8 protein-coding genes are annotated in these 8,358 nt (G+C 33.2%); 5 read left to right on the top strand and 3 right to left on the bottom strand.

Translation table 11 applies throughout. The features are described from left to right. On the bottom strand, positions 1-478 hold a 478-nt coding region (locus PHI88_03445; protein MDD5552182.1), incomplete at its 3' end, for a tRNA 4-thiouridine(8) synthase ThiI. 13 nt (positions 479-491) lie between these two features. Between PHI88_03445 and miaB the strand changes: the two genes are divergently transcribed. Then, positions 492-1,583 (top strand): tRNA (N6-isopentenyl adenosine(37)-C2)-methylthiotransferase MiaB, encoded by a 1,092-nt coding sequence (gene miaB / locus PHI88_03440; protein MDD5552181.1) that lies wholly within the window; start codon positions 492-494, stop codon positions 1,581-1,583. Between the two features lie 32 nt (positions 1,584-1,615). Here miaB and PHI88_03435 read toward each other — a convergent pair whose 3' ends face one another. Further along, complete coding sequence (locus PHI88_03435; protein ID MDD5552180.1) at positions 1,616-1,885, bottom strand: hypothetical protein; 270 nt, start codon at positions 1,883-1,885, stop codon at positions 1,616-1,618. Between the two features lie 65 nt (positions 1,886-1,950). On the opposite strand from PHI88_03435, the gene miaA reads away from it, so the two are divergent. Continuing rightward, positions 1,951-2,883 (top strand): tRNA (adenosine(37)-N6)-dimethylallyltransferase MiaA, encoded by a 933-nt coding sequence (miaA, locus tag PHI88_03430; GenBank protein ID MDD5552179.1) that lies wholly within the window; start codon positions 1,951-1,953, stop codon positions 2,881-2,883. A gap of 465 nt (positions 2,884-3,348) precedes the next feature. Beyond that, a complete protein-coding gene (uvrA, locus tag PHI88_03425) occupies positions 3,349-6,174 on the top strand; it encodes an excinuclease ABC subunit UvrA (protein ID MDD5552178.1) in 2,826 nt (941 codons plus the stop codon). A gap of 65 nt (positions 6,175-6,239) precedes the next feature. On the opposite strand, the gene PHI88_03420 is transcribed toward uvrA, so the two are convergent. Then, entirely contained in the window at positions 6,240-6,491 is a 252-nt protein-coding gene (locus PHI88_03420; protein MDD5552177.1) for a hypothetical protein, read from the bottom strand. Positions 6,492-6,594: 103 nt separating this feature from the next. Here PHI88_03420 and PHI88_03415 point away from each other — a divergent pair, with 103 nt between their 5' ends. Next, on the top strand, positions 6,595-7,917 hold the full coding sequence (locus PHI88_03415) for a GIY-YIG nuclease family protein (protein MDD5552176.1): 1,323 nt from the start codon (positions 6,595-6,597) through the stop codon (positions 7,915-7,917). A gap of 6 nt (positions 7,918-7,923) precedes the next feature. Further along, the gene (secG, locus tag PHI88_03410) at positions 7,924-8,139 is read left to right on the top strand and encodes a preprotein translocase subunit SecG (GenBank protein MDD5552175.1); all 216 of its coding nucleotides are present in this window, start codon (positions 7,924-7,926) and stop codon (positions 8,137-8,139) included. Positions 8,140-8,358: the final 219 nt, after the last annotated feature.

The raw sequence follows: 8,358 nt of genomic DNA, 5'->3' as shown, positions 1-8,358 counted from the left end.
GATCTATCATCCCCTCTTTTTCTGTGATTATCGACCTCAATAATTTTGCCGATAAAGGCCTTAACAAATAACCTTCAAGCCCGCTTTCTTTTTCTAATAGGCGCAAAATATTTTTATTCTGGCTCATTGGCCGCTCTCCTAAAACTTCTCCTGTAGCTATAAAATCACATTTTAATTTTCTCATTAATGACTTAGCTTTTTCTATCATTAATAAGTGGCAATCAATACAAGGGTTCATATTTTTACCATAGCCGTATTTTGGATTTTTAACGATTTTCAAATGTTCTTTTGAAATATCTATTATCTTTAATTTTAATCTAATTTCTTTTGCTGCTACTTTTGCCTGTCTTTCATTAAAAAAACAACTCTTAAAAGTAACTCCCAAAACTTTAATTTGCTGTTCCGTTAAAATCTTGGCCGCCAATATAGAATCAAGTCCTCCCGAAAATAAAAGTAGACATTTAGCTTTTTTTCGCATAAATTATAATATTATGAAATATTATATCATGACTTACGGATGTCAAATGAATGAATCAGACAGTGAAAGAATTGCTGCGGTTTTGGAAAATGCCGAACTATCTCCAGCAAAAACTGAAGATGAAGCTGATTTTATAATTATAAATATGTGTTCTGTCAGGAAAAAATCAGTTGATAAAGTTTTTAAAAAAATTTCAATAATAAGGGCTAAAAACAAAAAAGTAAAAATTGCTTTAACTGGTTGTATTTTAAACAGGGACAAAAAAAAATTTAAAAAAATGACTGACCCTATTTTTAGGATTGATGAACTTCAGAAATTACCAAAGCTACTACAACATATAACAGAAAACAAACGACAAACGACCCACTACTTAAAAATTATCCCTAAATACAAAAAATCAAATTCTGCATATATACCAATAATGACAGGGTGTAATAATTTTTGTTCTTATTGCGTTGTTCCTTATACCCGCGGAAGAGAAGTTTCACGCCCTGATAAAGATATAATTTCAGAAATTAAAAAATTACTCAAAAAGGGTAAAAAAACAATTTGTTTGCTTGGGCAGAATGTTAATAGTTATAACTATAAACAAACAACAGACAATAAACAACAAAAAATCACTTTTCCAAGACTTCTTAAAAAATTAGAAAAACTTCCCGGTAATTTTGAAATTACTTTTCTAACTTCCCACCCAAAAGATTTTTCTGATGAATTGATTAAAATAATCGCAAAATCAGAAAAAATTAAAAAATATATTCACCTTCCAGTTCAAGCAGGAAGCAATAAAATATTAAAGAAAATGAACCGAAACTATACAAGAGAGCATTATTTAAAATTAATTGATAAAATAAAAAATACAATCCCCGATGTTGAACTTTCAACAGATATCATTGTGGGATTTCCAGGCGAGGCAAAAAAAGATTTTAAAGATACTGTTGATTTGGTAAAAGAAGTAAAATTTTCTAAGGCATATATAAACAAATATTCTCCTCGTCCAGGAACTGCAGCTGAAAAATTAAAAGATAATGTTGTTAAAAAAGAAAAAGAAAGAAGAGAAAAAATCTTGCGAAGTTTTTTTATAAAAAATAAACACGACCGGACTTAGTCCGGTCGTAACGAGCAATACTTGTTGCGACATTAAAAAGCAATTAGCATAATATCGTATCCCAACGGCTCAAGCACCTCCATTAGATCTTTCTTGAGCGCTGCCGGACAAACGTAATAGACTTCCAACAAGTGTTTTTTTGTGCAATTTGGAATGCCATAACACTTTGCTTGGAGATCTACCACAACGCCCATCTTCTCCCGGGGATATCTTTCGGGATCAAGTTGACACAAAGCGCTCCGGATACGATCGTAGATACGATCATCACCCTCAAATCCATACGCCTTAACAAGCACCAGCATATTAATTCCTCCTCCCTTCCAAGATTCCGAATTTTTCAATATAAAAATAAAAGATTAATTAAATTATGTCAAGTCAATTACCAAAGTTAATTGTTGTAGTAGGTCCCACAGCTACTGGGAAATCTGAACTCGCAGTAAAAATTGCCCGTAATTTTAATGGAGAAATTATCTCTGCTGATTCCCGTCAAGTTTATAAAGGAATAGATATTGGAACTGGGAAAATTACCAAAAAAGAAATGCAAGGCATCCCCCACTATCTTTTGGATGTTGCCTCGCCAAAAAGAACTTTTACTGTTGTCCAGTATAAAAAATTAGCTGAGAAAGCAATTAAAAAAATAAAAAAGAGAAATAAGATTCCTATTTTGTGCGGTGGAACTGGTTTTTATATTCAGGCGATTGTTGATGGAATAACAATTCCAGAAGTTAAACCCGACTGGAAACTACGCAAAAATTTAGAAAAAAAATCAAATAAAGAACTATTTGAAATGTTAAAAAAATTAGACGCTACTCGAGCAAAAAAAATAGACGCAAAAAATCCTCGCAGATTAGTAAGGGCAATTGAAGTTTTCTTAAAAACGAAAAAGCCGATTCGTAAAATTAAAAAATCACAAGACTATGATGTCCTAATGATTGGAATTAAAAAAGAGAAAGATGAATTAAAAAAACTAACTGATATAAGATTAAAAAAATGGCTAAAACAAGGATTAATTACGGAAATTAAAAAACTTAAAAAATCTGGTCTTTCGTGGAAAAAAATAGAAAATTTTGGTCTTGAATATTTCTGGATTGCAAAATACTTACAAAATAAAATAATTCTTAAAGAAGCTGTCGAAAAATCAAAAAAAGATATTGAAAAATATGCTAAGCGACAAATGACATGGTTCAAAAAAGATAAACGTATAAAATGGATTAAAAATTTTAAAGAAGCTGAAAATTTAACTAAAAAATTCCTCTTAAAAAACTCGAGGCGGTCTCCATATAAGACCGCCTCTGATTGATGCGCTTGTATTAGTTTCTTTTCCGTCTCACAAACTCTTGCTTCACGGATTTTTTCTGATCCCTACTTAAAGGGTTAAATCCGTTGTTGCCCCATTCGCAGAGAAGTCGTAAGTTTCGCATTGCTTCTCTGTCCTCCCTCCGTCTTATTTTTGTATCCAACTGCCTGTGATGACCGTTATTGTTGGCCACCTCTGTCCCCCCTTTCTTTTTCTCAGGCATTTTATCTTTCAGAAAAATATCCTCTTAGAGGAAGTATTCGACATAGCGCATGAAAGAACTAAATATAATCAACAACGATAAGATAATAAGGTTTTGAACTAAAATGTCAATAGTAAGTTGAAAACTTGATAAAAATATGATAAAATACGGGGGCTTTATTTTTCAGTTAAAAAACTATGGAGCTGACGCATTTCGGCCAAAGGCCGATCAGCCTCGGGCTGAAATCTTTCACTTTGTTCAAGATTATGAAAGAAAATCTAATTAAAATCCGTGGTGCAAAAGTTCATAATTTAAAAAACATAAATGTTGATATTCCACGGAATAAACTTGTTGTAATAACTGGACTTTCGGGGTCTGGTAAATCTTCTCTTGCTTTTGATACATTATACGCCGAAGGACAACGAAGATATGTTGAAAGTTTGTCGGCATACGCAAGACAGTTTTTGGGTATTATGGAAAAACCAGACGCTGATAAAATCGAAGGAATTTCTCCTGCTATTGCAATCGATCAAAAGACTATTTCTAAAAACCCCCGCTCAACTGTCGGCACAATTACAGAAATCTATGATTATCTGCGACTCTTATTTTCAAGAGTTGGGATACCCTATTGCCCAAAATGCAAAAGAAAAATTCAGGGCCAGACGATAGATCAAATTGTAAACAGGATATTAACCCTTAACGGAGATATCGTAATTTTAGGACCCGTTCTACAACAAAAAAAAGGTGAACACAGAGCACTAATCGAAGAGATTGAAAGACAAGGTTTTATAAATTTAAGAATAGACGGAAATTATATCTCAGTTGAAGAGGCCACAAAGAAAGAGCTTAACAAAAACAAAAAGCATACAATAGAAGTTATCGTAGATAAACTTACTGTTTTAAATCTAAGTCCTCAAAAAAATAGTGAAAGCTTTAAAGAACAAAGATCAAGAATCGCTGATTCTGTAGAAACTGCTCTTAAAATCGGAAAAGGGATTACGGTAATAAATTACAAAGATAGAGATATTATTTTTTCAGAACGATTTGCATGTTCTCACTGTGGTATCTCGCTCCCCGAAATCGAACCAAGGCTTTTTTCTTTCAACTCACCTATTGGCGCTTGTTCTTCCTGTTATGGTCTTGGTGAAAAATTGGAAGTTGACCCTGATCTTGTTGTACCAAACAAGGATCTTTCATTGGCAGAAGGAACAATACAACCCTGGTCAAGAGCTTCTCATAAAGTAGGCAGGCAAGGTTGGTTTTGGAAAAAACAAGAAGAACTTGCCGATAATTACAATTTTTCTGTAGACACCCCATTTAAAGACTTAAAAAAAGAAGAGCAAAATATAATTCTTTATGGCAACGGAGAAGGTGGCTGGATGGCGGAGGGTGTTATTCCTTGGCTTGAGAGAAGATGGCGAGAAACTGAAAGTGATGCTGCAAGAGAAGAAATTGAACAATATATGAGAGTTAAAATTTGTCCAGATTGCCAAGGTAAAAGATTAAAACTAGAGGTGCTTGCAATAAAAATAGAAGGGAAATCAATTGACGATATAGCAAAAATGAATATTGAAAAAGCAATTATCTTTTTTAGTAGCCTGAATAAAAAACTTAACGAAACACAGCTCAAAATAGCCTCTTCGATATTAAAAGAAATATTAAATAGATTAAAATTTTTAAGCGATGTTGGACTTGATTATTTAACGCTCGAGAGAAAAGGAGGAACTTTGGCAGGCGGAGAAGCACAGCGAATTCGTCTTGCAACACAAATTGGTTCAAAATTAACTGGTGTCACTTATATCTTAGATGAACCCTCAATAGGGCTCCATGAAAGAGATCAAAAACGGCTAATCTCAAGCTTAAAAGAATTAAGAAATTTAGGAAATACGGTAATCGTTGTAGAACACGATCCTCAAACAATATTAGCGGCTGATTGGGTAATTGATATGGGACCTGGTGCCGGGAAAGAAGGAGGCAAGATAATTTTTGAGGGAACCCCAAAACAAATTTTGAGAGCAAAAACTTTAACTGGTAAATATCTTTCGGGAAAATTAAAAGTACAAATAAACAAAATAAATAACAAACAACAAATAACAAACAACAAACAAAGATATTTAATCTTAAAGGGCGCGAAAGAACACAATCTTAAAAATATTGATGTCAATTTTCCTTTAGAAAAATTCATTTGTATCACAGGAGTTTCTGGTTCTGGCAAGTCCACGCTTTTAAATGATACTTTGGCAAAAGCGCTGATGAGAAATTTTTACCACTCCAAAGAAGAACCGGGCGAGTTCTCAAGATTATCGGGAATTGAAAATTTAAAAAGAGCTTCTATTGTTGATCAGTCCCCCATTGGAAGAACCCCAAGGTCAAATCCGGTAACCTATACTGGAACTTTTAATCATATAAGAGAAATATTTTCAAATACAGAGGAAGCAAAAATAAGGGGCTATAAGCCCGGAAGGTTTTCTTTCAACGTTAAAGGCGGAAGGTGTGAAGCGTGCCAGGGACAGGGATTTAAAAAAGTTGAGATGTATTTTTTACCAGACATCTATGTCGAGTGTGAAGAATGTCATGGGAAAAGATACAATAAAGAAGTTTTAGAGATAAGATATAAAGATAAAAATATCGCCGAAGTTCTTGAAATGACAGTTGAAGAAGCTTTAACTTTCTTCAGAAAATATCCTACGCTTGAAAGAAAACTAAAGACGCTGAAGGACGTTGGGCTTTCATATATCCATTTGGGACAGCCCGCCCCTACACTTTCTGGAGGCGAGGCCCAAAGAGTAAAGCTAGCAGAAGAACTTTCAAAGACCGAAAGCGGAAACACGCTTTATATCTTGGACGAGCCAACTGTAGGACTTCATGCAGATGACGTTAAAAAATTACTTTTTATTTTAAGAAGGTTGGTTGAAAGGGGCAATACCGTTATTATAATTGAACATAATCTGGATGTTATAAAAAACGCTGACTGGGTAATTGACTTGGGCCCTGAAGGCGGAGAGAAAGGAGGCGAAATTGTTGCAGAAGGTCCTGTCTCTAAAATAAAAAAATCCGCCAAAAGTTGGACGGGAAAGTATTTAAAAAAATAAAGGATCCCCTTGCGAGGATCCGTAGCAATCGATCACTTTCTCTCTAAGAGGTTCCTAAAAACTATCTAGGAAAGAAGGTTATCAACTACCTTGAACATTCGCCGTACGGGCTTCGTCCTCCAAAAAAGAGGAACAAAGGCCACAAAGACGAACGCCCACAGGGGAAAGTTGGTAATCGCTCCCGGGTCAGACATTTCGCCAAATACATACATGACCAGGGCGAAAATCCAGAACCCAAGAGCAACGCTTGTTCCAAATCCGACCAGAAATAGAACAACAACTATGCCCCCTACTACGATTTGCAGAGTCTTCTGCATCTCTTTCTCCTCTCTATAAAGAACGATAAATACATCTATATTATAACATTTATAGATTTTATTGTCAATGATATTTGATTAAAAAGTGTGCTAAAATTATAACATGCCAAAAGAAAAAAAAGTAACTAGAGATAAAGCCTCAATAATCCCAATGGAGCCTGGCGTTTATTTTTTTTATGATAAAAAAGGAAAATTGCTTTATATTGGTAAATCAAATAATTTGAAAGAAAGAGTAAAAAATCATTTCAATCAACCAGCTTACAGGGACAATTTTTTTATAAAAGAAGTAAATAAAGTCGGCTATATTCCCCTATCTTCCGAGGTTGAAGCACTTATATTAGAAAGTCAGTTAATAAAAAAGAAAGAACCAAAGTTTAATGTACTTTTCCGCGATGACAAAAAATATTTTTATGTTGGAATAACCCATGAAAACTGGCCAAGAATTTTTTTAACGCACCAACCACAAAATAAAAAGGAATATATTGGTCCTTTCACTGACGGATCTTCCCTAAAAGAAGTACTGAAAATTTTGAGAAAAATATTTCCATACAGATCTTGTACAAATTTACCAAAAAAATCGTGCCTTTGGTATGACCTTTTAAGATGTCCCGCTCCCTGCCTTATAGAAAAAGAAAAAAAAGTAAGAGAAAAACTTCATAAACAAACAAAAGGGAGACAAAAAGAATATAAAAATAATATCAAAAAGATAAAAGAAGTCCTTGAGGGGAAAAGACAGAAAGTGCTAAAAGACTTTAGAAAAGAAATGCAAGAACTTGCGAAAAAAGAAGAATTTGAAAAAGCATCAGTCATAAGAGATAAAACAGAAGCGCTTTCTCAAATTTTCTCTCATAAAACAATATTTGACAATCAAAAAGTTAACCAAGAAATAAAAAACGAAGGGGAAATATTAAAAATAGCTTTGGGTTTGTCAAAAATCCCAAGAAGAATTGAGGGCTATGATGTCTCGAATATTAAATCAAAAGAGATGGTGGGAGCAACGGTTGTTTTTAATTTAAATAAAAACGGAAAATATTCTCCAAATAAAAAAGAATATCGCCTCTTTAAAATAAAAACCATTCAAAAACAAAACGATGTTGCTTGTCTTAAAGAAATAATATCGCGAAGATTTGAGCACAATGAATGGAAAATGCCCGATTTGGTTTATATCGATGGAGGAAAAGCACAATTCAATGCCGCAAATAAAACAATTCAACAAACAATCCAAAATAGAAAATTAACGGTTATCCCCGTAATATCTCTTGCAAAGAGGACAAATATTTTGTATACTAATATCTTTGATTCTCCAATTTCTATTGACAAATTAGAAAATATAGCTAAAATGACTATTCTTCGTTTAAGAGACGAATCTCATAGGTTTGCTATATCCTATCATAAAAAGTTAAGGAAAAAATCTTTTGGGGTTTAAATCTCTATGGAAATTATATCTATCGCGCAAATTATTCTATCGGTTTTATTAATTGTTTTTATATTATTCCAGCAAAAAAGTGGCGGAGGTTCTGCTATTTTCGGCTCGGGCGGAGGCGGCGTTTCTTTTAAAAAAAGAGGACCAGAAAAATTCCTTTTCTATGGAACAATAGTTTTGTCTATAATATTTTTCTCTTTAGCAATAGTAAATCTAATAATATAAACTTATTCGTACTTTTCCCAAAACCAAAGTCTCTTTTAAAATGTTAAGTGTCTTTATTTAGTACAATAATAAACTTGTAACTATAAAATTTATATAATATGAATAAATTTTTAGAAATATTAAAGGATTTTTTTAAGAAATTCTTTTTTGTAGAAAAATGGAAAGAAAATAAAAAGAAGTGGCCATCAAAAAAACAATGGCGCTCTTTCTTAAAAATAG

It is taken from the genome of Candidatus Paceibacterota bacterium (assembly GCA_028716825.1).
Classification (GTDB): domain Bacteria; phylum Patescibacteriota; class Minisyncoccia; order Minisyncoccales.
Note: the sequence above shows the minus strand (reverse complement) of the source record. Positions and strands in the feature narration are given on the sequence as shown.

Excerpts from the sequence above, each read along its gene's own strand:
- miaB (MDD5552181.1), top strand. The coding sequence starts at position 492 with ATGAAATATTATATCATGACTTACGGATGTCAAATGAATGAATCAGAC.
- PHI88_03435 (MDD5552180.1), bottom strand. The coding sequence starts at position 1,885 with ATGCTGGTGCTTGTTAAGGCGTATGGATTTGAGGGTGATGATCGTATC.
- miaA (MDD5552179.1), top strand. The coding sequence starts at position 1,951 with ATGTCAAGTCAATTACCAAAGTTAATTGTTGTAGTAGGTCCCACAGCT.
- uvrA (MDD5552178.1), top strand. The coding sequence starts at position 3,349 with ATGAAAGAAAATCTAATTAAAATCCGTGGTGCAAAAGTTCATAATTTA.
- PHI88_03420 (MDD5552177.1), bottom strand. The coding sequence starts at position 6,491 with ATGCAGAAGACTCTGCAAATCGTAGTAGGGGGCATAGTTGTTGTTCTA.
- PHI88_03415 (MDD5552176.1), top strand. The coding sequence starts at position 6,595 with ATGCCAAAAGAAAAAAAAGTAACTAGAGATAAAGCCTCAATAATCCCA.
- secG (MDD5552175.1), top strand. The coding sequence starts at position 7,924 with ATGGAAATTATATCTATCGCGCAAATTATTCTATCGGTTTTATTAATT.